A 23,083-nucleotide genomic window follows, 5' to 3' on the forward strand; every position below is an offset into this window, starting at 1 on the left:
GGTCAGCTGACGCCGAGACCGGCGGCATCGACGGTGGGCTCGCCCTCGGCCTTGAGGACCTTGTTCAGGATCGACAGGTCGTAGATTCCCTTGAGGTCGGGCTGCTTCAGCAGACCCGCCTTGACCGCGTGCGCCGCCTCGGTGCCGAGCGTGGCGGCCAGCGGGTCGTCGATGAACTGGATCGACGACCACGCCGGGTCCAGGACGTTCGCCGGCAGCGCCTTGCCGGAGTCGGCCTCCAGCTGCCTGTTCGCCGCCGCCTTCGCCTCGGCCGGGTGGGCGCCGATCCACTTGTTGGTCTCGACCGCACCCTTCAGCACGGCCTCGACGACCTGCGGGTGGGCCGCGAGGAACTTCTGCGACACGATGATGTTGGTGATCACGAACTTCTTGCCGGGCCACAGCGACGCCTCGTCGAGCAGCACCTTGCCGCCCTCGGCGACCAGCTTCGACGCGGTCGGCTCCGGCACCCAGGCGCCGTCGATCGAACCGGCCTTGAAGGCGTCCGGGGTCACCTTGTTGTCACTGCGGACGACCGTGACGTCGCCCTTGCCGCTCTGCGCGTCGACCTTCCAGCCCTGCTCCGAGATCCAGTTCAGGAACGCGACGTCCTGCGTGTTCCCGAGCTGGGGCGTGGCGATCTTCTTGCCCTTGAGGTCCCCGACGGACTTGATCTTGGCCGGGTCGACGACGAGCTTCACCCCGCCGGACGCCGAACCGCCGATGATGCGCAGGCTCTTGCCGCCGGACTTGGTGTAGCCGTTGATCGCCGGGGACGGGCCGATCCAGCCGATGTCGATGGAGCCGGCGTTCAGCGCCTCGATCTCCGAGGGACCCGCGTTGAAGGTGGCGTACGAGGCCTTGGTGGCGCCCAGCGCCTTCTGGAAGATGCCCTGGTCCCGGCCGACCAGAGCGGTCCCGTGGGTGAGGTTGCCGAAGTAGCCGATCTTGACGGTGTCGAGACCGTCGATCTTCTTCGATCCGGCGGCGACCTTCTCCTTGGCGTTGTCCGCCTTGGCCTCGGACCCGTAGCCGCAGGCGGCCAGGGTGAGCAGGGGCAGGGCGGCAACGGCCGCGACGGCGCGGCGCAGAGAAGCGGAGCGGTTGGCAGGCACGGGAGGGGTTCCTCTCGTTGGCCCGGCGGTCACGGTCGTTCAGGTCGTGGCCGGGAAGTCGGCATGGGGTCTTCGCCGCCTCCGGGACGCGGGTCCCGTCGTCTGCGAGCGAAGTGGAGCATGGGGGGAGGTGCGGGGGGACGGGGCGCGCAGGCAGTGCGCGTACGTCAACGCGCACATCGGCCCACTCCGCCCTGCCCGCTCCCGAGGGCGCCGCTGCCGACACGGCCGCCCTCCTTCGCGAACGTCGAGTAGAAATCGGGTGAGTTCACGGTCAGAAGTCCCAACCGTCTTCGTCGGACGCGTCCTTGACCGGTTCGGGGGCGGCGAAGGACTCGCCGGCCATGCCGGCGGTGAGGGTGGTGCCGTCGGAGGGGTCGATGAGGATGAAGGAGCCGGTGCGGCGGGAGTCGGCGTAGGAGTCGACGGGCAGCGGCTCGGCGGTGCGGATCTTGACCCGGCCGATGTCGTTGGCGACGAGCTGTCCGGGGTGCGGGTGCAGGGACAGGTCGTCGAGGGTGAGGCGGGAGGGGATGTCCTTGACGATCGCCTTGACCGTGCGGGTGCCGTGCTTGATCAGCACCCGGTGGCCGACGGTCAGGGGCTGGTCGGCGACGTGGCAGACGGTGGCCTCGACGTCCTGCGTGGTCGCCGGGGCGTCCTTGGTGGGCACGATCAGGTCGCCGCGCGAGACGTCGATGTCGTCCGCGAGCAGCACCGTCACCGACTGCGGGGTGCGGGCGCTGTCCACCCGTTCGCCGAGCAGGTCGATGCCGGTGATCGTGGTGGTGCGGCCGGACGGCAGGACGGTGACGGGGTCGCCGACGCGGAAGGTGCCGGCCGCGATCTGGCCGGCGTAGCCCCGGTAGTCGGGGTGCTCGGCCGTCTGCGGCCGGATCACGTACTGCACCGGCAGACGGGCGTGGCAGTGGGCCAGGTCGTGGCTCACCGGAACCGTCTCCAGGTGTTCGAGGAAGGTGGGGCCGCCGTACCAGTCCATGTGCGCGGAAGCGTCGACGACGTTGTCGCCGGCGAGGGCGGAGATGGGGATGGCGGTGACCTCGGGCACGCCCAGTTCGCCCGCGTAGGCGGTGAACTCCCGCGCGATCCGGGCGAACACGGACTCGCGGTAGTCGACGAGGTCCATCTTGTTCACCGCCAGGACCACGTGCGGCACCCGCAGCAGCGCCGCGATCGCCGCGTGGCGGCGGGTCTGCTCCACGACGCCGTTGCGGGCGTCGACCAGGATCACCGTCAGCTCGGCCGTCGAGGCGCCGGTGACCATGTTGCGGGTGTACTGCACATGCCCCGGCGTGTCCGCGAGGATGAACCGGCGCCGGGGGGTGGCGAAGTAGCGGTAGGCCACGTCGATGGTGATGCCCTGCTCGCGCTCGGCGCGCAGCCCGTCGGTGAGCAGCGCCAGGTCGGGGGTGTCCTGGCCACGGCTGGTGGAGGCGCGTTCGACGGCCTCCAGCTGGTCGGTGAGGATCGACTTGGAGTCGTGCAGCAGCCGGCCCACCAGCGTGGACTTGCCGTCGTCGACGGATCCGGCGGTGGCGAACCGCAGCAGGGTCGTGTCCGAGAGTGCCTCGGCGGTGACGGTGCTCATCTCTAGAAGTACCCCTCGCGCTTGCGGTCTTCCATCGCGGCCTCGGACATCTTGTCGTCGGCGCGGGTCGCGCCGCGCTCGGTCAGCCGGGAAGCGGCGATCTCGGCGATCACGTCGTCCAGCGTCACCGCGTCGGAATCGACGGCCCCCGTGCACGACATGTCACCGACCGTGCGGTAGCGCACCAGGCGCTTCTCGACGCTCTCGCCCTCGCGGGGGCCGCCCCACTCGCCGGGGGTCAGCCACATCCCGCCGCGGGCGAACACCTCGCGCTCGTGCGCGAAGTAGATCCGCGGCAGGGCGATGTCCTCGCGGGCGATGTACTGCCACACGTCCAGCTCGGTCCAGTTCGACAGCGGGAAGACCCGCACATGCTCACCCGGCGCGTGCCGGCCGTTGTACAGGTTCCACAGCTCGGGGCGCTGACGGCGCGGATCCCACTGCGAGAACTCGTCGCGCAGCGAGAACACCCGCTCCTTGGCCCGCGCCTTCTCCTCGTCCCGGCGCCCGCCGCCGAAGACCGCGTCGAACCGCTCCGCCTGGATCTTCTCCGTCAGCGGCAGCGTCTGCAGCGGATTGCGCGTACCGTCCGCCCGCTCCTTCAGCACCCCGCGGTCGATGTAGTCCTGCACCGACGCCACATGCAGCCGCAGCCCGTGCTCGGCGACCACCCGGTCGCGGTAGGCCAGCACCTCGGGGAAGTTGTGCCCGGTGTCCACGTGCAGCAGCGAGAACGGCACCGCCGCCGGCGCGAACGCCTTCAACGCCAGATGCAGCATCACGATGGAGTCCTTGCCACCGGAGAACAGCACCACCGGCCGCTCGAACTCCCCCGCCACCTCACGGAAGATGTGCACCGCCTCCGACTCCAGCGCGTCCAGGTGGCTCAGGGCGTACGGGCTGACCGTACCCTCCCCGGTCTGGGCGACGGTCGTCGTCATGCCAGTCCCCTCTCGCTGAGCAGGGCGTACACCGACGCCGCGGACTCCTGCACGGTCTGCTCCTGGGAGTCGATCCGCAGGTCGGGCTGCTCGGGCGCCTCGTAGGGGTCGTCGACCCCGGTGAGGCCGGTCAGCTCGCCCGCCGCCTGCTTGGCGTACAGGCCCTTGACGTCACGCACCGAGCACACCTCGACGGGGGTCGCCACATGCACCTCCAGGTAGGCGGTTCCGCTCTCCTGGTGGCGCTTGCGCACCGCCTCGCGGCTGTCGGCGTAGGGGGCGATCACCGGCACCAGCGCCTTCACGCCGTTGCGGGCGAGCAGTTCGGCCAGGAAGCCGATGCGCTGCACGTTGACGTGCCGGTCCTCGCGGCTGAAGCCGAGGCCCGCGGAGATGAACTCGCGGATCTCGTCGCCGTCGAGCACCTCGACGAGGTGGCCCTCCTCGCGCAGCCGGCCGGCCAGCTCGTACGCGATGGTGGTCTTGCCGGCGCTCGGCAGACCCGTGAGCCAGACGGTGGCTCCGGTCGTCACGTGGTTCTCCCGGTTCGTAGAAGTGGGGGTGGGGGCGGGGGTGTTCGCGGGGGTCGTGGCCATGGGGTCAGTGCAGTCCGCACTCGGTCTTCGCCCGCCCCGCCCAGCGTCCGGCGCGCGCGTCCTCGCCCTCCAGGACGCGGCGGGTGCAGGGGGCGCACCCGACGGAGGTGTAGCCGTCCATCAGCAGGGGGTTGGTCAGCACGCCGTGCTCGGTGACGTAGGCGTCGACGTCGTCCTGGGTCCAGCGGGCGATGGGCGAGATCTTGACCTTCTGCCGCTTCTCGTCCCAGCCGACGACCGGGGTGCCCGCCCGGGTCGGCGACTCGTCGCGGCGCAGGCCCGTGGCCCATGCCTGGTAGTCCTTGAGCCCTTCCTCCAGCGGCTGCACCTTGCGCAGCTTGCAGCACAGGTCGGGGTCGCGGTCGTGGAGCCGGGGCCCGTACCGGGCGTCCTGCTCGGCGACGCTGTGGCGCGGGGTGAGGGTGATGACGTTGACGTCCATCACGGCCTCCACCGCGTCGCGGGTGCCGATGGTCTCGGGGAAGTGGTAGCCGGTGTCGAGGAAGACGACGTCGACGCCCTTGCGGACCCGGGACGCGAGGTGCGCCACCACGGCGTCCTCCATGGAGGACGTCACGCAGAACCGGGCGCCGAAGGTGTCCACCGCCCACTGGAGGATCTCCAGCGCGGAGGCGTCCTCCAGGTCACGGCCCGCCTGCTCGGCCAGTTCCTTCAACTCGTCCGTCGTACGGCTTTCCTGAGCGGTCGTCATATCCCGTCCCCTCCCGTGTCGGTGCGCTGAACGCCCCGGGCGAGCAGCCCGAGGAACTTCAGCTGGAAGGCGCGGTTGCAGGCCGCGCATTCCCAGGCGCCGTGTCCGCCCGCCGGGGCTTCGCTCGGCCGGAGGTCCTCGTCGCCGCAGTAGGGGCAGTAGAAGGGGGCTGCGCGCTCGCTCATGAGAGGGCCTCCTCGTCGGCCCGCGCGGCCCAGGCGGCGAAGCGCTCGCCGTCCTCGCGCTCGTCCTGGAACCGCTTCAGCACGCGCTCCACGTAGTCCGGCAGCTCGTCGGAGGTGACCTTCAGGCCCCGCACCTTGCGGCCGAACCCGGCCTCCAGTCCGAGCGCGCCGCCCAGGTGCACCTGGTAGCCCTCGACCTGGCGGCCCTGGTCGTCCAGGACCAGCTGGCCCTTGAGACCGATGTCCGCGACCTGGATGCGGGCGCAGGCGTTCGGGCAGCCGTTGAGGTTGATGGTGAGCGGTTCGTCGAACTCCGGGAGGCGGCGCTCCAGTTCGTCGATGAGCGCGGAACCGCGCTGCTTGGTCTCGACGATGGCGAGCTTGCAGTACTCGATGCCGGTGCAGGCCATGGTGCCGCGCCGGAAGGTGGAGGGCCGGGTGGTGAGGTCCAGCGCCTCCAGCGCCTCGACCAGCGAGTCGACCTGCTCCTGCGTGACGTCGAGGACGATCATCTTCTGCTCGACGGTGGTGCGCACCCGTCCCGAGCCGTGCGCCTCGGCCAGCTCGGCGATCTTGGTCAGGGTGGCGCCGTCCACCCGGCCGACGCGCGGTGCGAAGCCGACGTAGTAGCGGCCGTCCTTCTGGCGGTGCACGCCGACGTGGTCGCGCCACCGCTCGACCGGCTGCTCCGGGGCGGGGCCGTCGACCAGCTCGCGCCGCAGGTACTCGTCCTCCAGCACCTGCCGGAACTTCTCCGGTCCCCAGTCGGCGACCAGGAACTTCAGACGGGCGCGGTTGCGCAGCCGCCGGTAGCCGTAGTCGCGGAAGATCGAGACGACGCCCTCGTGGACGTCCGCGACCTCGTCCACCGGAACCCACGCGCCGAGCCGGACGCCGATCTTGGGGTTCGTGGACAGGCCGCCGCCCACCCAGACGTCGAAGCCGGGGCCGTGCTCGGGGTGGTGCACACCGACGAAGGCGACGTCGTTGATCTCGTGCGCCACGTCCAGCAGCGGGGAGCCGGAGACCGCGGTCTTGAACTTGCGGGGCAGGTTCGAGAAGGCGGGGTTGCCGATGACGCGGCGGTGGATCTCCTCGACGGCCGGCGTGCCGTCGACGATCTCGTCCTCGGCGATGCCGGCGACGGGCGAGCCGAGGATGGTGCGGGGCGTGTCACCGCAGGCCTCGGTGGTGGACAGGCCGACCGCCTCCAGGCGGTTCCAGATCTCCGGCACGTCCTCGATGCGGATCCAGTGGTACTGGACGTTCTGCCGGTCGGTGATGTCGGCCGTGCCGCGCGCGAACTCCTGTGAGATCTCGCCGATCACGCGCAGCTGCTCGGTGGTCAGCCGCCCGCCGTCGATGCGCACGCGCAGCATGAAGAACTTGTCGTCCAGCTCCTCCGGCTCGAGGACGGCGGTCTTGCCGCCGTCGATCCCGGGCTTGCGCTGGGTGTAGAGGCCCCACCAGCGCATCCGGCCGCGCAGGTCGCTGGGGTCGATCGAGTCGAAGCCGCGCTTGGAGTAGATCGTCTCAATGCGTGTCCGCACGTTGAGACCGTCGTCGTCCTTCTTGACCTGTTCGTTCCCGTTGAGCGGTGTGAAGTGCCCCGCGGCCCACTGGCCCTCGCCGCGGTGACGGCTCACCTTGCGGCGGGGAGTCGCGGCGGCAGGGTTCTGCGGGGTGGCGGCCATGGGTGATACGTCCTTCAAGACAGGCGGGAAGCGGCTCTGACCTGCGCGTACGGGCGCACGGGAAAACCTTGCGCGTCATTGCGCAGGCGGGAGGCTCTTGCGGAGACGTCGGCGGTGCTGCGGCTCGTCAGCTCGCCGGACAGATGGCGCTGGACATGCGGCCGAGATCGACGTGTCGCCGACTCACCAAGGCGATTCCAGTTCCGGACATGGCGAAAGCGTGTCACGGCGATCTGGACACAGTCCAGCTTCGTCCGCGATGCGGACACCCTTGTCTCGTTCTGCGAGACAAGGGTGTCCTCGATCACACGGACCGCGCGGCCTCTTGTCCGCGCAGGTCAGAACCGCTAAGGAGCGGCCGTTCAGGCCGGGAACGCCCCTGGCCACGGGCCCGGCGCGGGCACCTCGGGCTGCTCCTCCACCTTGGTGTCGAACAGCTTGAAGCCGCGGCGCAGATAGTTGTCCATCGCGTGCTCGCCGTCCAGGCTGCACGTGTGCAGCCACACCCGCTTGGTCTGCGGCAGTCCGGGCCAGCGCTCCGCGAGATCCCACGCCCGGGCGGCGCCGAACGACAGCAGGCGACCGCCGATCCGCCGCCCGCGGAAGGCCGGGAGCAGCCCGAAGTAGACGATCTCCACGACCCCGTCGTCCTGCGGTTCCAGCTCGACGTACCCGGCCGGCGTGCCCCGGTCCTGGGCGACCCAGGTCTCCACCCCCGGCCGCGCCAGGTGCTCCTGCCACTGCGCGTACGTCCAGCGCAGCCGGTCGATCCAGCGGATGTCCCCGCCGACGGACGCGTACAGGAAACGGCTGAACTCGGGGGAGGGGACCTCGGAGCGGACGATCCGCACGTCGCCCTCGGGCGCGGCGGCCGGGAGGAGGTCCGTCGGGTCCGTCTGCTCCAGGGACCAGGTGGTCACGGGGATGTTGGCCATGCCCGTCAGGGAATCATCTACTCCGTCGTTCTGTCGATCGAGGCCAGCGGCAGCGCGAACAGCGCGCGGCCCGACTGCGTCCAGACCTCGCCGGTCGCCTGCCAGTAGGAGAGGGACTCGGTCTGCGGGCTCCAGCAGCGGTGGGTCTTCGCCGAGCCGCACTCGGCGGCGCCCGAGCCGCTCCCCTTGCCGTCCTTCTCGCCGCCGTCCGCGGTCTGGCGCCACAGCGTCCCGTGGCGGTCGCGTGGACCGGCGGCGCGCGTCACGTACCACTGGTCGCGGTAGGCCAGCACGCCCCGCACGCCGGTCAGCTTCGTCTCGTACGCCTGCGAGGCGCGCACCCGCCCGGCCGTGTCCGTCGCGAGCAGCCCCGCGTGGCCGGGGGCGGTGCTGAAGGGGTAGCGCCACAGCCGGGCTCCCCGGTCGCCGTCGCCCAGGGTCCATTCGCCGGCCACCAGGCTGTCCGGCGCGGTGCTGCGGTCCAGGGAGACCGTCGCCGGACGCGGCGCGCCGGAACCGCCGTCCATCCGGTAGGAGCCGATGGCGGGCAGCACGAAGCGGCAGCCGTGGGCCGACCAGCCGCCCGGCACCCGGCCGACCGCGTCGCCGGCCACCGTGGCGCGCTGGACGCGGTTCATGTCGTAGACGTAGAGCGCGGCCCGGTCCCCGTCGTCGGCGGTGACCAGCAGCTTGTCCTGGTACCAGACCATCCCGGAGACATGGGAGACCAGTCCCCGGTAGTCCCGCCCGCCGTCGACCGGGACGGCGAGCAGCGCCCAGGTGTAGGAGAGGTGGTTCGGGTCGCCCGCGTTCACGAAGCCGACGCGGGCCAGCCCCTGGCCGGACGTCGTCCCCCCGCCGCGCGACCAGCCGGAGAGGATCACCCGGTTCGTGCCCCAGACGCCGTCGTCGTCCGCGTCCCCCGACGTGGTGACCGCGCCCGGCCGCCATCCCCGCGTGTCGTCCGTGTTCCAGCAGTACGCGCGGGTGGCCGTGGGGGAGACCGGCAGGGCCCCGCGTTCGGCGGGCGAGCAGTCGACCGCGTCCCGCAGGGTGCGGTCGGCGTCGCCCAGCACGGCGCCGACGCCGACCGGTCTTCCCATTCCCGCGGCGAGCCGGTCGAGAGCGGCCCGCGGCACCAGGTCTTCCCTCAGCCGCAGGTCCGCGGTCCCGGCCGATGAGGCGATCGGCTTCAGGCGTCCCGGCCCGTCGTGGGTGACCGTCGCCTGGGAGACGCTGACGATGGTGGCGGCGGCGGTCAGCGCGAGGGCCGTTCCCGACAGGAACGCCCGCAGTGCCCTGCCCCGCCTACGCCGGCGATGTCGGCCGCGATGTCTCATTCGTCCTCCCGGAGCGGGCCAACTGCGCCTGATGATCCGTACGTTGACCGAGGAGCAGGTGGGGTGACCCGTAGGGGATGGTACGGCAGTGGGCTGCCCCGGGGGACGAAGACTGCGCAAATATGCGGAAGACGTCATCGCGGGAGCGCCGGCGCGTCATCGCCGCCCCGGCGCCGACACGCGGTCGCGCACCACCGCGGGCGCGGTCGAACGGGGCAACAGGCCCCGCGGGTCGGCAGGAAGCAGCACCTCGACCTCGGCGCCCTCGCGGAAACGATACGGCCGGTGGTCCAGGTATCCGCCCAGATACCGCCGCACCCGGGACATCTCGGCCCGCACCGTCACCGTCCGGGCCGGGTCGCCGAACAGGTCCTCCGCCAGTCCCGACGCGCTGCGGCCCCCGTGGTGCGCGGCCAGCAGGTACAGCAACTCGGCGTGCCGGGGACTGAGTTCCCGGGACCACGAGCCCGCGTTCCCCGACACCGTCAGCGACGAGCGCCCGGCCCGCGCCAGGTCCAGCACGATCCGCGCCGTGTCGCGCGGCGCCGGCTCGGCGGCCTCGTCCACCGACCGCACCAGCCACCCGCCCGCCAGCGGCTCGATCGCGCACATCCCGAACGCCGGCAGCCACCGGCGGCCCGGCGACGGCGACTTGGGCAGCGCGATCCGGCTCGTGTACGGCATCCCGGTCACCGCCGCCGTCCAGCCGTCCGCGTCCACGGCCGCCGCCCGGCCGCCGAGCCGGGCCAGCACCGGCGCCGCCACCGCCCGCAGCCGCTCCAGCGCCCCCAGATGCCTCTCGCGCAGCCTGGCCTCGGCGAGCTTGGCCACCGAGTCGACCCAGACGAGGGTGGCCGGGTGCATCGTCTCCAGCGGACCGCTGACGTCGACCACCCCCAGCAGCCGGCCGTTGCGCGGATCGGTGATCGGGGCGCCCGCGCAGGTCCAGGCCGTGTGCGAGCGCACGAAGTGCTCGGCGGCGAAGACCTGCACCGGCCGGCGCACCACCGCAGGCGTGCCCACGCCGTTGGTGCCGACCACCGCCTCTCCCCAGTCCGCGCCCAGTTGCAGACCGAGCCCGTCGGCCTTGCGCAGCACCGGGTTGCAGCCCTCCCGCCACAGCACCCGGCCCTCCTCGTCGGCGACGACCATGATGTGGTGGGCCACGTCGGCGACCGACAGCAGCCCCTCCCGCAGCACGGGCAGCACCTCCCGCAACGGCGACTCCTCACGCCGTCGCCGCACCTCGTCGGAGCTGAGCAGGCCGGAGCGGAAGTCGTGCTCCGGGTCCACCCCGCTGCGCAGCATGCGCTCCCAGGACTGCTCGATCACCGGGCGCGGCGCCACGCGCGCCCGCCGGCCGGACAGCCGGGCGTCGCGCACCTCGTTGAGCACCCGTGCCGCCCGCGCGGCGTCGACGGCCGCGAGCTGCGGCACGTTCATCGGCATCACCACTGGGCCTCCCGGGGACACACAGGCCGACGACCGGATGTCACGAGCGCGCGCCGACGGTTTCCGGTCTCCGCTGAAGGCCCCCATCTTGCCGCCCACGCGCGCCGGACGGGCGCAGTCCGGTCGACAACCACCGACAAGTTGCAACCCCCTGCAACCCTGGTGGACGTCCCGCAACTGTTTGAAACTTGAGCCACGTCGTCCCGAGCGGCGATTCTGGCCTCGCAGGGCCATCGCGGCGGGGGTGGTGCCGTGTCGGCGCAGCACCACCCCCGCTTCCTGCTCCCGTCGGCGTTCCCCACGTCCGAGCAGGTCAGTGCGGGGGCCTCAGGGGCCTGGAAGCCGTCACGGCCGGGGCGCGGCCCGTTCGACGACCGACGCCAGGTCCAGCGTGTGCGGCAGCGTCCCGAAGGCCGCTCCGCCGTCCCCGCCCAGCCGCGAGGCGCAGAACGCGTCGGCGACCTCCGGCGGCGCGAACCGCACGAGCAGCGCACCCTGGAGCACCAGTGCGAACCGCTCCGCCAGCCGCCGGGCCCGCCCCTCGGCGCCGTCCAGATCGGCCAGGTCCGTCAGCAGGGCCTTGATCGCCCCGTCCAGCCGGTGATCGGCCCCGCGCGCCAGGCCCACCTCCCGCAGATAGGCGTTCAGCGCCTGCGGCTCCCGTTGCAGGGCCCGCAGCACGTCCAGCGCCTGGACGTTGCCCGCGCCCTCCCACACCGAGTTCAGCGGCGACTCGCGCACCAGCCGGGGCATCCCCGACTCCTCGACGTACCCGTTCCCGCCCAGGCACTCCGACGCCTCGACCACCACCGGCGCGCACCGCTTGGTCACCCAGTACTTGGCCGCCGGCACCGCGATCCGCAGCAGCGCCCGCTCCTGCTCGCCGCCGTCGTCGTAGGCCGCCGCCAGCCGCAGCCCGAGGACCGTCGCCGCCTCAGACTCCACCGCCAGATCGGCCAGCACGTTGCGCATCAGCGGCTTGTCGACCAGCTTCCCGCCGAACGCCGCACGGTGGGTGCAGTGGTGGATCGCCTGCGCCACCGCCTGCCGCATCAGCCCGGCCGACCCGAGCACGCAGTCCACCCGGGTCGCCGCGACCATGTCGATGACGGTGCGCACCCCGCGCCCCTCCTCGCCGACCCGGCGCGCCCACGTCCCGTCGAACTCGACCTCGGCGGAGGCGTTGGACCGGTTGCCCAGCTTGTCCTTGAGCCGCTGGAGCCGGAAGACGTTGCGGGCGCCGTCCTCCAGGACCCGCGGGACCAGGAAGCACGTGAGCCCGCCGCCGTCCCGCGCGGAACCCGCCTGCGCCAGCACCAGGAACCCGTCCGACATCGGGGCCGAGCAGAACCACTTGTGCCCGGTCAGCTCGTACGTCCCCTCCTCGGCGAGCGCGGTGGCGACCGTCGTGTTCGCCCGGACGTCGCTGCCGCCCTGCTTCTCCGTCATCCCCATCCCGAACAGCGCACCGGCCTTCAGACGGGCCGGCCGCAGCTCGCGGTCGTAGACCGTCGACGTCAGCCGGGGCTCCCACTCGGCGGCCAGCTCCGGATCGGCGCGCAGCGCGGGCACCGCGGCATGGGTCATCGACAGCGGACAGCAGGTGCCGGCATCGACCTGCGTCCACACCAGGAAGGCGGCCGCCCGCCGCACATGCCCGCCCGGACGGTCCCACGCGGCCGTGAGACGGGCCCCGACGCCCTTGCCGAGCAGCCGGTGCCAGGCCGGATGGAAGTCGACCTCGTCGATGCGGTGACCGTGGCGGTCGTGCGTGCGCAGTTCCGGCGGATTCCGGTCGGCCTGCGCCGCCCACTCCTGCACCTGCGCGGATCCGGCCGCGCGGCCGAGCGCCGACAGCTCCCCGTGCGCGTCGTCGGCCGAACCCGGATCCAGGTGCCGTTCCACGGCCGCCACCAGCGCCCGGTCGGAGCCGTACACGTCGTACCCGGTCAGGGGCGGGGGCTGGTTGGTCACGGTGTGCGTGCTGCCTGCCATGGTCCGAACCTACCCCCGGGTTACGGCGGTCATGGCCGCCCGGAGCCCGCGCCATGCTCCCCGACCCGGTGAAGCCGCCTCACCGGAGGTGAGTGCGACCCCGGACGGCGGATACCTTTAGGGCGTGCAGCCAGCAAGTCAGTCACCCGAGCAACCCGGGAGCCCCGCCGGGCGTCTCCACCGGGCGCGCGCCCTGTACCGGAACGTCTCCAAGCGGCGGACCGCCTGGCTGCTGTTGAAGGACACCGTCAACTCCTGCGTCGAGTACCGCATCCTCGGGCTCGCCGCCGAGGCCGCCTTCTTCACCCTGCTGTCCGTGCCTCCGCTGCTGCTCAGCCTCATCGGCCTGCTCGGCTACGTCGACGACTGGACGGGCACCGACACCATCACCAGCCTGGAGACCAACCTCATCGAGGCCTCCCGCACGGTGCTGTCCGACAAGGGCGTGCGGCAGATCGCCCAGCCGATCCTCGACGACGTCCTGAAGGGCGGCCGTCCCGACGTCATCTCCATAGGCTTCCTGTTCGCCCTGTGGTCAGGATCGCGCGCGGTGAACGTCTTCATCGACACCATCACCGTGATGTACGGCCTGGACGGCGTGCGCGGCATCGTCAAGACGCGGCTGGTGGCGTTCCTGCTGTTCGTCGCCGCCCTGCTGATCGGCTCGGTCGCGCTGCCGCTGATGGTCGCGGGACCCGACGCCGTGGTGCGGATCGTGCCGTGGTCCACGACCGTCGTGCAGGTCCTGTACTGGCCCGTGGTGATCGTGCTGTCGGTGGCGTTCCTGACCACGCTCTACCACGTCTCCGTGCCCGTGCGCTCCCCGTGGATCGAGGACGTGCCCGGCGCGCTCGTCGCCCTCGCCATGTGGGTGCTGGGCAGCTTCCTGCTGCGGATCTACCTGACCAGCACGATCGAGGGCGCCACCATCTACGGCTCCCTCGCGGCCGCCGTCGCCGTCCTGCTGTGGATCGGCGTGTCCGCCTTCGCCGTGCTGGTGGGGGCCGCCGTCAACGCGGCGATCGACCGGGTCTGGCCGGCCGCCGCGACGGCCGCCGCCCGCGCCGCCAACGAGCGGCTGCGCCAGGAGGAGGCCGCGGAGTACGTCGCCCGCATGGCCGCGGTCCACACCCACGAGGACGACGACCCGGACGATCCCGACATGCCGTCCGAGTTCCCGGAGAGGTGGTCGCGCTTCCTCCCGCCGGAGGACGTGACGGGACGCTTCCGCGCCCACGTGAAGAACTCCTCCAAGGCGAACGGCGTCAACGGCGCGGACGGAGGAGAGGGCGAGGAAGGGCCCACGGGGAAGTGACCTTCTGAGGGCCTGAGGGACCTGAGGCACCTGAGGGACCTGAGGGACCTGTGGACGCACAGGTCCGGGGCGGAGGCCGCGGCACAGGGGGTCTGTGGCCCGCGGGCGTAGGCTGGCACGCGTGTACGAGGAGCGGGCCTCCCGGCTGAGCGGGGCCGTGGTGTGGACGCACACGCCGTCGCCCCGGGCCGACGCGCTCCCCGTGCTGCCCGACGGCTGCATGGACCTGCTGTGGAACGAGGACGAGCTGCTCGTCGCGGGACCGGACACGCGGGCCCACCTCCCCGAAGGCCCCGCCGCCCGCTGGTCGGGCATCCGCCTCTATCCGGGAACGGCGCCCGCGCTCCTCGGCGTGCCCGCCCGTGAACTGCTCGATCGCCGCGTGCCGCTGGCCGAGCTGTGGCCGGCGCGCGAGGTGCGGCGCCTGAGCGGCCGGATCGCCGCCGCACCGCATCCCGCGTCCGCTCTGGAGGCGCTGGCGCTGGAGCGTGCCGAGCCGCCCGGCCTCGCGCTGCGCACACTGGTCTCGGCCCTCGCCGCGGGCCGCTCCGTGGCGTCGACGGCGGACGAACTCGGTCTCGGCGCGCGCCAGTTGCACCGCCGCTCCCTGGCCGCCTTCGGGTACGGCCCCAAGACGCTGGCCCGGATCCTGCGACTGCAACGGGCGCTCGCGCTGGCCCGGTCGGGCGTGCCGTACGCGCGGTCGGCGGCGGGATCCGGGTACGCGGACCAGGCGCATCTGTCACGCGACGTCCGGGAGTTCACCGGTCTCACGCTGGGAGAACTGCTGAGCGGGCAAGGGCGGCGCGGGCCGGACGCCCCGGACGGATCGCCGTGACGGGAAACCGGCGGCCGGGCGGGTGACCGTGCCCGCGTACGCGCCCTCGTGAGGGCGTGCTCGCGCGGTCCGGCTATCCGGGCAGCGGCGCGAACAGGTCGACGCCGTTGCCGTCCGGGTCGTGCACGACGGCGTACCGCTGGCCCCAGAAGGCGTCGAACGGCTTCAGCTCGCCGTGGTGGCCGGCGCCCACCAGGTCGTCGTAGACCGTGTCGACGTCGGCGGGCGAGTCGCAGCGCAGCACGAGCGAGCCGCGGCCGCCGCCGGACGGGCGCTGCCAGCGGGGGTGGAACGAGCGGACGGTGTCCTCGGTGTCGAGCAGCAGCCGCAGCCCGCCGGGAAGCCCGGCCTCCGTGTGCGGTTCCCGCTCGGCGCCTTCGGGAAAGGCGAACCCGAGCCTGCGGTAGAAGGTGACGGCGGCGGCCATGTCGGAGACGACCAGGCCGATGGCATCGAAACGTGCGTTCATGGGGCCACGGTAGGCAGGACCGGGGTGGCCGGGCTTGAAGGAAACGGACACGTCGTGGCGCCTGTGGAGCACTGGCCGGCGAATCCGTATGCCCCGGGCGCGGGTATCGCCCTAGGGTCGGTCGCATGACCGCTCGGCTGCTCGTGTACACCCGCACCACCGACTACCGCCACGACTCCATCCCGGCCGCCGTCGCCGCCGTCCGGGCCCTGGAGGGGTTCGCCGTCGACCACACCGAGGACCCCGCGGCCCTCGAAGCCCCCCTCGACGGGTACGCGGCCGTCGTCTTCCTGTCCACCAGCGGCGAGGTGCTGACCCCGGCCGGACGGGAGCGGCTCGCCGGATACGTCGAGGCGGGCGGCGGCTTCGCCGGGGTGCACGCGGCGGCCTGCACCGAGGACGACTGGCCGTACTACGGCGAGCTCCTGGGCGCGCGGTTCGCCCGCCACCCCGAGTACCAGCCGGGCAGGGCGGTCGTCGAGGACCGCGAGCACCCCGCGACCCGCCCGCTGCCGCCCGTCTGGAGCCGCACCGACGAGTGGTACGACTTCCGGAGCAATCCGCGCGCACGGGTACGCGTCCTGGCCGTCGCCGACGAGTCGTCGTACGAAGGCGGGGGAATGGGAGCCGACCATCCGCTGGTGTGGTGCCGTGACCAGGGGCGCGGACGCGTCTTCTACACGGCCCTGGGGCATGCCGCCGACGCCTACCGGGACCCCGGCTTCCTCGCCCATCTGCGGGGCGGACTGCGGTGGGCGGCCGGCGTCGAGCGGTGACAAGTGACGTTTCTCCGGTGAACCGCTTGCGCCATCGGGGTGACCGGGGCCGCATGGCGGACGGCGTCCGCGAGAGCGTCGGGATCCTTCGTCCCGGAAGCCTGTTCCGCGACGCCCTTCCGGAAAGAGGTTCCGGGAGGGGACACCCAGGAGGAGCACTGCCGTGACCTACGGGACCAAGCTGCGGGAGCGTATCGCCGGCCCCGGGACGCATCCGCTGATCGGCGTGTACGACATGTACTCGGCGTCGATCGCGGCACAGCACTACGACGGGATGTTCGTCTCCGGGTTCGGATTCGCGGCCTCCTACTACGGGCTGCCCGACATCGGCTTCATCGCCTGGCCGGACATGATGGCGTTCGTCCAGCGGCTGCGGGGCGCGTTCCCGCGGCACGACCTGCTCGTGGACATCGACGACGGCTACGTCGACCCCGAGGTCGCCTGTCACGTGGTGGAGGGCCTGGAACGCATCGGCGCCTCCGGCGTCGTCCTGGAGGACCAGAAGCGGCCGCGCCGCTGCGGGCACGCGGACGGCAAGCAGGTGCTGCCGCTGCACGAGTACCTCGCCAAGCTGGAGATGGTGCTGGCGACGCGGGAGGACATGGTCGTCGTCGCCCGCACGGACGCGACGGACGAGAAGGACATCCTGCGCCGCGCCGAGACGCTCGCCGCCACCGACGCGGACGTCGTCCTGGTCGACGGCGTCCGCAGTGTGGAGTGGATCCGCCGGATCCGCGCCGTGGTCGGCGACAAGCCGCTGCTGTTCAACCAGATCGCCGGCGGCACGTCGCCCCGCCTGTCCCTCGGCGAACTGTCCGGCCTCGGCGTGGACCTGGCGATCTACAGCACCCCCTGTCTGTTCGCCGCGCACGAGGCGATGCACTCGGCCCTCGCGGACCTGAAGCGCACGGACGGGCGGCTCCCCGCGCCGGACGCGGCGAACGGGGTCGGAGTGGCGGCCGCGACCCGCCTCCTGGAGGGCAACATCGCGCACCGCCGCCCGGCGGCGGCGCACCCCGGCCCCGCCCCCCGGCAGGAGACGGCGGCCGGGCGTACGGCGCAGGAACCGGCGGCAGCGGTGACGGCGCACCCGTGACCCGGCGGTGCGCCCTCCCGCGCCGGTGGTGAGAGGAGAGGGGGAGGAGAGCGAGGGGGGAGTGAGAGGCGAGGGGGGAGCCGGAAGAGGAGGGGGCAGGGGAGCGTCCGCGGGCCGTCAGGCCCGCGGCGGCGCGGTGCTGGACCGCTGCACCAGCCGGGTGGACAGCTCGGTGCGCGTGCCCTCCGGCCGCTCCCCGTCCATCATCCGCACCAGCATGCGCAGCGCCGTGGCCGCCGTCTCCGCCAGCGGCTGACGGACCGTGGTCAGAGCGGGGGTGGTCCAGCGGGACTCGGGCAGATCGTCGAAGCCGACGACGCTGACGTCGTCCGGTATCCGCAACCCCCGCTCCGCCAGGGCACGGTAGGCGCCCAGGGCCATGCGGTCGGAGCAGACGAAGACGGCCGTCGGCGGCACGGGCAGGTCCAGCAGCTCACGCATGCGCCGGTACGCGAGGGTCTCGTCGAAGCCGCCGTCGCGCAGGTACTCGGGGTCCGGTGCGACGCCCGCCGAGGCGAGGGCGGAGCGGTAACCGGCGACGCGGGCGCTGCTGCACATCCTGCGCCTCGGACCGGCGATCACCGCGATGCGTTCGTGCCCGAGGGCCAGCAGGTGCTCCGTCGCCGTCACCCCGCCCTGCCAGTTCGCCGCGCCCACGGACATCACCCCGGCGGGGGGCTCCAGGACCGGGTCGATCATCACGAACGGGATGCGGTGCTGCGCCAGCCAGGCGTACTGGGACTGCGTCAACTCCGCGAGGTTGAAGAGGACTCCGGCCGAGCCGCGCACGGCGAGCCGGTCCAGCCAGCCCCGCTGCGGGTGTCCGGCGCGGGTGCGGGAGAGCGCGGCGGAGACGACCAGATCCAGACCGGCCTCGTACGCCGCCTCCTCGACGCCGCGCAGGACCGCGCCCGAGCGGGAACTGTCCAGCGCGTGCACGACGAGATCCACCTGCCGGGGCGGCCTGGACGCGTCGAACCGGGGTCTGCGCACGTAGCCGAGCCGGTTCAGCGCCTCCGTGACCCGGCGCCGCGTCTCGGGCGCCACGTCCTCCCGCCCGTTGACCACCTTGGAGGCGGTCGGTACGGACACTCCCGCCTCTCGGGCCACGACCGCCAGGGTCGGCCCGGCCGTCGCGCTCGCACCCGCCGTGCTCACCATCGGGAACCACCTCTCCGGCCCGCCCGAGGGCCAGCGAAAGTTCGACCAGTGCTGCGAGGAGCCGGCATCGGAGCCGACCGCCCGCAGAAAGCGCTTGCTATCCTAGGTGTGCCCAAGTACGGGCGGGAAGACGCGCGGTGACGCGGGATCATGAACCTCCGGCCCGGCGACCCGCACCGGCCGGGAACGGCAGCCGGAAGGGCCGCGGACGGGAGCCGGAAGGGTCGCGGACGAGGGCCGGACGGCCGGGGCCGCGGCCGGTCGCCTCGGGTCGGGGCGGCGGTCGGGGAGGCGTGCGTGGGGGCCGGCGCGGGCGGGGGCGGGCGTGTGCGCGCGCGGGCGGTGGAGGCGGGTGGAGTGCGGCGGCCCGGCGGCGGTTCTGGCGGGCGCGGGCTTCTACGAAGCGTCCCGCCGGCGTGCGGTCGGGCGGCCCGCCGCGAGGTCAGGCCACCTTCGCGAGGTCGGCGTGGCGGACCTCGTGGGCGAGGGGCAGCCCGCCGGCCAGCCGTTCCAGCTCCTCCACGACGATGCGTCCGAGCCGCTCCAGCTCGTTGCCGAGGGAGCCGGCGATGTGCGGGGTCAGGAACACGTTCGGCAGGTCGTAGAGCGGGGAGTCGGCCGGCAGCGGCTCCGGGTCGGTGACGTCGAGCACCGCGTGCAGCCGGCCCGCCACCAGTTCGTCGGTGAGGGCGACGTGGTCCACCAGGGCGCCCCGGGACGTGTTGACGAGCATGCCGCCGTCGCGCACCAGGGCGAGGCGAGTGCGGTCGAGCAGGTGACGGGTCTCGGGGATGTCCGGCGCGTGCAGGGTGACGATGTCGCTGCGCCGCAGGAGATCCTCCAGGGAGACCGCCCTCGCGCCGAGTGCGGCGGCCTCGGCCTCGTCCACGTAGGGGTCGTGGAGGAGGACGTCGAAGTCGAAGGGGCGCAGCAGTTCCAGCAGTCGCCGGCCCACCCGCGACGCGCCGATGACCCCGACCACGCGGCCGAGATTGCCCGTGCCCGCGGTCTCGGCGGGGGTCGGCTGGGCGTGGGTGCGGCGGAACCGCTCGCGGTGGGCGAAGGCGTCCTTCCCGGCCAGCAGGATCATCGCGAGGGTGTACTCGGCCACCGGGACGGCGTTGCCGGTGACCGCGCTGGAGACGGCCACCCCCCGCTCCCACAGCGACTCGCCGACCAGTGAGCGCACCGAGCCCGCGGCGTGGAGCACCGCGCGCAGCCGGGGGGCCGCGGCGGCGGCGTCCTCGTCGAGGCGGGGGCATCCCCAGCCGGTGATCAGGACCTCGGCGCCGGCCAGGGCCGCAGCGGCCGCCGGGTCGCGGAGGTCGGTCACGACGAGCGCGGTGTCGATCTCGGCCGTGCGGCGCAACCGGGCCATGAGCGGCTCCGGGAACAGCAGGGGCAGGTTCACCGGATCCATGGCGAACACGGCCCTCGGCAAGGAGGCGCTGGGCATGTCTCTCCCGGGGTGCCTGGAAACTGCGGGGGAAGCGCCATAGGAAGCGCTTTCTGCGACTCGCTCCCACCGTAAGTCCGCTCCGCGGCCACGGTCAATCGGTCAGGTGCGGTCGGGTCGCGCCGAGCAGGTCGTGGCCCTGGCGGCCGTGACCTGCTGCCGTGCCGGTCGCGGTCTGCACGGTCCGGCGGCCTGTACGGCCCGGCGGCCCGAAGTACCCGAACAGCCCTCCCACGGGAGTGTGCGACGGAATACCGGGCCCGGGTGTGGTGCTCTGTTGTTACCGGTGCGTGAGAGCGCGGCGAAGGGCTGGTGAGCAGGTGGCGGCAGACCGGACGAACCCTGCGGACGACGCCTGCGGGCCGTCGTCCGCCCGCCCCGTGGTCCGGACCCCCTACGGGGCCGTCCGCGGGAGAGCGGAGAACGGCGTCGCCGTCTTCCGGGGGATCCCCTACGCGGCGCCGCCCTTCGGCCCGCTCCGGTTCAGGCCGCCCGTCCCGCCCGAGCGCTGGGACGGCACGCGCGACGCGGGACACTTCGGACCGACGCCGCCGAAACCGCCGTACTCCGAGGCCTTCGCCCGGTATCTGTCCGACCCCGTCATCGCGGGCGACGACTGCCTCAACCTCAACGTCTGGACGCCGGACCCCTCGCCGAGCGCCCGGCTGCCCGTTCTCGTATGGCTGCACGGCGGTGCCCTGACCAGGGGCTCTTCAGCGGTGCCGGTGTACGACGGAGGGAAGTTCGCCCGCGACGGCATCGTCTTCGTGTCGATCAACTACCGGCTGGGCGTCGAGGGCTACGGACTCTTCCCCGACGTCCCCGCCAACGCCGGGCTGCGCGACCAGCTCGCCGCCCTGGAATGGGTCCACCGGGCGATCGGGGCCTTCGGCGGCGACCCCGGCCGCGTCACCCTGGCCGGCCAGTCGGCGGGCGCCATCAGCGTGGGCGCACTGATCGCGGCCGCGCAGGCCCAGGGGCTCTTCCGGCGGGCCGTCCTGCAGAGCGGCCCCCCGGAGGCCTTCGAGCGGGACAAGGTGCGGCGCATGGTGCGCCGGATGGCCAACCGGCTGAAGATCCCCGCCACCGCCGAGGCCTTCGCCGGCGTCGACCGCGACCTGCTGCTGCGCACCCAGGCCGAGGTCGGCCGGCTGAGCAGCCCGGTGCTGGGCGGCCCCGCCTTCGGCATCGTGGTCGACGGCGACCTCGTCCCGCGCGATCCCCTGCGGGCCCTCGTCGACGGGGACGTGGCGCGCGACGCCGACCTGCTCGTGGGCTGGACCCGCGACGAGTACCGGCTCTGGCTCGCGCCGGGCGGCCTGGTGGAGCGCGTCGACCGGATGGGTCCCGTCGCTCTCGCCGGAGCCATGGCCCGCTGCCACTGCGGCCACGAGGTGCCGCGCGGCTACCGCACCCTGCGCCCCGAGGCGGGCACCGCCGAACTCGTCGGCCAGATGGTCACCGACAAGTTGCTGCGCCTGCCGCTCCGGCAACTCGCCGACGCCCGGCCCGGGACGTCCTACGTGTACGAGTTCGCCTGGCCCTCGCTGCGGCCCGGACTCGGCGCCTGCCACGCGCTGGAACTCGGCTTCGTCTTCGACACCGGCGAGACGCCCGAGTCCGCGAAGCTCGCCGGCGATGGAGCGCCGCAGGCGCTCGCCGACACGATGCACGAGGCGTGGACCCGGTTCGTGCGCACCGGCAATCCGGGCTGGGAGGCCTGGGACGCCACGCATCCGGTGCGCGTCTTCGGCGAGACGGGCGAGACCACCGAGACGGACGAGACCGCCGAGACAGGTGAGACGGGCGCGACCGGCGTAGGCGAGACCCGCGAGATCGGTGGCACGGGCGTGGGCGTGGCCGGCGGGGTGCGGGAAGGGCTCGGCGTGTTCGACGCGGTGGCGCGCGAGACCGACGGCCCGGGCGTGGCGGTGGCCGACGGCGGGGGCGGGACCGTCGCTGCCGGAGAGGGCGAGGCGGTGGGCGAGGGCGTCGGGGAGCCGGCCGGCCGCCCGCGCCCCGGGCGCGGCGACCTCCCGGTCACGGGGGAGGCCATGGCGTACACCGCGTACGGGCTGCGGGACCGTGAGCTGGCGCTGTGGACGGCGGCGCAGACCCAAGCACCCGCGCCCGAGGGGGCCGTCGACGCGACGCCGTCGGGGGACCCGGCACCCGGGAAGGCCGCACGCCGCGCGGAGCTGAGATCGGCGGTGCGCCGACTGCGCCGGGCCGGCGGCGTACGAGGACGCTGAGCGTCCGGGGCGGGCGGCCGCCGGGTGCGGAAACCGGCCGCCCCGGCGGAGTCGGCCGTCGGCGGGCAGCGCGCCGCCGCCCCCAGGGCATCGTCCACTGCCACGCCCCGCGCGCACGGATGCCGTCGGGGCGTGCCCCGCTGTGCCCGGCCGGTCTATGCGGGGGACAGCGTCTCGGCGATCGACGCGATCGCGCCGGGGCCGACGCGGCAGCAGCCGCCGATGAGGCGGGCCCCCGACTCCCGCCAGCCCAGCACCTGTCCGGGGAGGAAGGAGGAGCGGCCGTTCCAGGCCCGGGCCTCCGCGTCCCAGGCCTCGCCGCTGTTCGGGTAGACGACGACGGGCTTGCCCGTCACCCGGGTCGCGGTCGCCACGGCGGCGTCGACGTCCTCGGGCGCGCAGCAGTTCACGCCGACCGCGATCACCTCGTCCGCGTCGGCCGCCAGGGCGAACGCCTCCTCCAGCGGCTGCCCCGCGCGGGTGCGGTCTCCGGCGATCGAGTACGAGAGCCAGGCCGGCACGCCGAGTCCGCGCACGGCGCGCAGCAGGGCCTCGGCCTCGTCGGTGTCGGGAACCGTCTCCAGCGCGAACACGTCGGGCGCGGCGCCGGCCAGCACCTCGAGCCGGGGGCGGTGGAAACGCTCCAGTTCCTCAACGCTCAGGCCGTAGCGCCCCCGGTACTCGGAGCCGTCCGCGAGCATCGCGCCGTACGGTCCGACCGACGCGGCCACCCACAGCGGACGCGTGACCCCGCCGGCCACTGCCCGCCGGGCCGCCTGCCGGGCCAGTTCCACGCTCAGCGTGAGCAGCCGGGCCGCCTCGTCGCGGTCGATGCCGCGCTTCGCGAATCCCTCGAACGTGGCCTGGTAGCTGGAGGTGATCGCCACGTTCGCGCCGGCCTCGAAGTAGGCGAGATGCGCCTCGACGACGGCTTCGGGCTGTTCGGCGAGCAGCCGTGCCGACCACAGCTCGTCGCTCAGGTCGTGCCCGGCGGACTCCAGTTGGTTCGACATGCCGCCGTCGAGGACGACGGCCGCGGCGGTGAGCGCCGCGGCGAGGGAGGGCTCCGCGAGGGGGGAGGGGGCGTCGCTGGTCATGCCACGACGCTAGTCGAACGGGCGGGGGACAGCCCGATGTGTCCGGTAC

The 23,083-nt window shown here is 73.2% G+C and carries 21 protein-coding genes; 5 read left to right on the plus strand and 16 right to left on the minus strand.

What is annotated here, in order from left to right; genetic code table 11:
• Nucleotides 1-2: 2 nt before the first annotated feature.
• From OG802_RS27885 to OG802_RS27940, 12 genes are all read right to left on the minus strand, one after another.
• Entirely contained in the window at nucleotides 3-1,115 is a 1,113-nt protein-coding gene (locus OG802_RS27885) for an aliphatic sulfonate ABC transporter substrate-binding protein (protein ID WP_329414814.1), read from the minus strand.
• Between the two features lie 274 nt (nucleotides 1,116-1,389).
• Nucleotides 1,390-2,724, minus strand: a complete 1,335-nt coding sequence (locus tag OG802_RS27890; RefSeq protein ID WP_329414816.1) for a sulfate adenylyltransferase subunit 1 — start codon at nucleotides 2,722-2,724, stop codon at nucleotides 1,390-1,392.
• Nucleotides 2,725-2,726: 2 nt separating this feature from the next.
• Nucleotides 2,727-3,665, minus strand: coding sequence for a sulfate adenylyltransferase subunit CysD (cysD, locus tag OG802_RS27895; protein ID WP_329414817.1), 939 nt, complete (start codon nucleotides 3,663-3,665; stop codon nucleotides 2,727-2,729).
• Nucleotides 3,662-4,198, minus strand: a complete 537-nt coding sequence (cysC, locus tag OG802_RS27900; protein ID WP_329417437.1) for an adenylyl-sulfate kinase — start codon at nucleotides 4,196-4,198, stop codon at nucleotides 3,662-3,664. The genes cysD and cysC overlap by 4 nt, the downstream gene beginning before the upstream one ends.
• Nucleotides 4,199-4,265: 67 nt before the next feature.
• Nucleotides 4,266-4,973 (minus strand): phosphoadenylyl-sulfate reductase, encoded by a 708-nt coding sequence (locus OG802_RS27905; RefSeq protein WP_329414818.1) that lies wholly within the window; start codon nucleotides 4,971-4,973, stop codon nucleotides 4,266-4,268.
• Entirely contained in the window at nucleotides 4,970-5,158 is a 189-nt protein-coding gene (locus OG802_RS27910) for a hypothetical protein (RefSeq protein WP_329414820.1), read from the minus strand. The genes OG802_RS27905 and OG802_RS27910 overlap by 4 nt, the downstream gene beginning before the upstream one ends.
• Nucleotides 5,155-6,852: a nitrite/sulfite reductase gene (locus tag OG802_RS27915; protein ID WP_329414821.1), complete on the minus strand. Its 1,698-nt coding sequence runs from the start codon at nucleotides 6,850-6,852 to the stop codon at nucleotides 5,155-5,157. The genes OG802_RS27910 and OG802_RS27915 overlap by 4 nt, the downstream gene beginning before the upstream one ends.
• Before the next feature lie 127 nt (nucleotides 6,853-6,979).
• Nucleotides 6,980-7,063: a putative leader peptide gene (locus OG802_RS27920; protein WP_309486338.1), complete on the minus strand. Its 84-nt coding sequence runs from the start codon at nucleotides 7,061-7,063 to the stop codon at nucleotides 6,980-6,982.
• 151 nt (nucleotides 7,064-7,214) lie between these two features.
• The gene (locus OG802_RS27925) at nucleotides 7,215-7,787 is read right to left on the minus strand and encodes a GNAT family N-acetyltransferase (protein WP_329414824.1); all 573 of its coding nucleotides are present in this window, start codon (nucleotides 7,785-7,787) and stop codon (nucleotides 7,215-7,217) included.
• A gap of 17 nt (nucleotides 7,788-7,804) precedes the next feature.
• The gene (locus tag OG802_RS27930) at nucleotides 7,805-9,127 is read right to left on the minus strand and encodes a hypothetical protein (RefSeq protein ID WP_329414827.1); all 1,323 of its coding nucleotides are present in this window, start codon (nucleotides 9,125-9,127) and stop codon (nucleotides 7,805-7,807) included.
• Between the two features lie 156 nt (nucleotides 9,128-9,283).
• The gene (locus tag OG802_RS27935; RefSeq protein WP_329414829.1) at nucleotides 9,284-10,570 is read right to left on the minus strand and encodes a GAF domain-containing protein; all 1,287 of its coding nucleotides are present in this window, start codon (nucleotides 10,568-10,570) and stop codon (nucleotides 9,284-9,286) included.
• A 354-nt stretch (nucleotides 10,571-10,924) separates the two neighbouring features.
• The gene (locus tag OG802_RS27940; RefSeq protein ID WP_329414831.1) at nucleotides 10,925-12,574 is read right to left on the minus strand and encodes an acyl-CoA dehydrogenase family protein; all 1,650 of its coding nucleotides are present in this window, start codon (nucleotides 12,572-12,574) and stop codon (nucleotides 10,925-10,927) included.
• A gap of 124 nt (nucleotides 12,575-12,698) precedes the next feature.
• Between OG802_RS27940 and OG802_RS27945 the strand changes: the two genes are divergently transcribed.
• A complete protein-coding gene (locus tag OG802_RS27945; RefSeq protein WP_329414834.1) occupies nucleotides 12,699-13,889 on the plus strand; it encodes a YihY/virulence factor BrkB family protein in 1,191 nt (396 codons plus the stop codon).
• Nucleotides 13,890-14,010: 121 nt separating this feature from the next.
• Complete coding sequence (locus OG802_RS27950; protein ID WP_329414836.1) at nucleotides 14,011-14,727, plus strand: helix-turn-helix domain-containing protein; 717 nt, start codon at nucleotides 14,011-14,013, stop codon at nucleotides 14,725-14,727.
• A 73-nt stretch (nucleotides 14,728-14,800) separates the two neighbouring features.
• Here OG802_RS27950 and OG802_RS27955 read toward each other — a convergent pair whose 3' ends face one another.
• Nucleotides 14,801-15,196: a VOC family protein gene (locus OG802_RS27955; protein WP_329414838.1), complete on the minus strand. Its 396-nt coding sequence runs from the start codon at nucleotides 15,194-15,196 to the stop codon at nucleotides 14,801-14,803.
• 125 nt (nucleotides 15,197-15,321) lie between these two features.
• Between OG802_RS27955 and OG802_RS27960 the strand changes: the two genes are divergently transcribed.
• Together OG802_RS27960 and OG802_RS27965 are read left to right on the plus strand one after the other, a co-directional pair.
• Nucleotides 15,322-15,972: a ThuA domain-containing protein gene (locus OG802_RS27960; protein WP_329414841.1), complete on the plus strand. Its 651-nt coding sequence runs from the start codon at nucleotides 15,322-15,324 to the stop codon at nucleotides 15,970-15,972.
• A gap of 163 nt (nucleotides 15,973-16,135) precedes the next feature.
• Nucleotides 16,136-17,068, plus strand: coding sequence for an isocitrate lyase/PEP mutase family protein (locus tag OG802_RS27965; protein WP_329414844.1), 933 nt, complete (start codon nucleotides 16,136-16,138; stop codon nucleotides 17,066-17,068).
• A gap of 117 nt (nucleotides 17,069-17,185) precedes the next feature.
• On the opposite strand, the gene OG802_RS27970 is transcribed toward OG802_RS27965, so the two are convergent.
• A complete protein-coding gene (locus OG802_RS27970; protein ID WP_329414847.1) occupies nucleotides 17,186-18,229 on the minus strand; it encodes a LacI family DNA-binding transcriptional regulator in 1,044 nt (347 codons plus the stop codon).
• Between the two features lie 442 nt (nucleotides 18,230-18,671).
• A complete protein-coding gene (locus OG802_RS27975) occupies nucleotides 18,672-19,685 on the minus strand; it encodes a hydroxyacid dehydrogenase (RefSeq protein WP_329414850.1) in 1,014 nt (337 codons plus the stop codon).
• A 380-nt stretch (nucleotides 19,686-20,065) separates the two neighbouring features.
• On the opposite strand from OG802_RS27975, the gene OG802_RS27980 reads away from it, so the two are divergent.
• On the plus strand, nucleotides 20,066-21,937 hold the full coding sequence (locus OG802_RS27980) for a carboxylesterase/lipase family protein (protein WP_443055462.1): 1,872 nt from the start codon (nucleotides 20,066-20,068) through the stop codon (nucleotides 21,935-21,937).
• A gap of 155 nt (nucleotides 21,938-22,092) precedes the next feature.
• Here the strand turns inward: OG802_RS27980 and mmuM are convergent, their stop codons facing one another.
• A complete protein-coding gene (gene mmuM, locus OG802_RS27985) occupies nucleotides 22,093-23,034 on the minus strand; it encodes a homocysteine S-methyltransferase (RefSeq protein WP_329414854.1) in 942 nt (313 codons plus the stop codon).
• Nucleotides 23,035-23,083 lie beyond the last annotated feature (49 nt).

The organism is Streptomyces sp. NBC_00704 (assembly GCF_036226605.1).
Taxonomy (GTDB): Bacteria; Actinomycetota; Actinomycetes; order Streptomycetales; family Streptomycetaceae; genus Streptomyces.